Source organism: Romboutsia sp. 13368 (genome assembly GCF_018336475.1).
In the GTDB taxonomy this organism is placed as follows: Bacteria; Bacillota; Clostridia; order Peptostreptococcales; family Peptostreptococcaceae; genus Romboutsia.
The window spans coordinates 1,300,464-1,300,948 of the sequence record NZ_CP048741.1; the positions used below are offsets into that span (position 1 = coordinate 1,300,464).

Annotated in this window: 1 protein-coding gene; it reads right to left on the reverse strand. The window is 27.4% G+C overall.

All coding sequences use genetic code 11. The features are described from left to right. A partial coding sequence (locus G3997_RS05280) for an ABC transporter ATP-binding protein (protein WP_296644055.1) occupies positions 1-449 on the reverse strand: 449 nt, incomplete at its 3' end. Between the last annotated feature and the right edge of the window lie 36 nt (positions 450-485).

Here is a 485-nt window from a genome sequence, read left to right on the forward strand (position 1 = left end):
CTTTGTGCTTGACCTCCTGATACTTCAAAAGTTCTTTTATTTAATAAATCTTCTATTCCTAGTATTTTAGATACCTTTTTTAATTTTTCATCTTGCTCTTTTATAGGTACATTGTCTAAAGTTAATGGTAAAACTATATTTTCACCTATTGTTAAAGTTTCTAGTAAGTTGTAATCTTGGAATACAAATCCAAGTTCTCTTCTTCTAAATAAGGCAAGTTCATCTCCTTTTAACTTATGTGGCTCTTTGTCAGCTAAAATTATCTTTCCTGAAGTTGGTTTATCTATAGTTGATATTAAATTTAATAGAGTAGTTTTTCCACTACCACTTGGACCCATTATTCCTACAAATTCTCCATTTTCTATGTTAAAGCTTATATCCTTTAATGCATTTGATATTACCTTACTTCCGTATACTTTGCTTAAGTTACTTACTTTTAAAATATTCATATTGCTCTCCTTATCTAAATTTATTTATACTTAAAT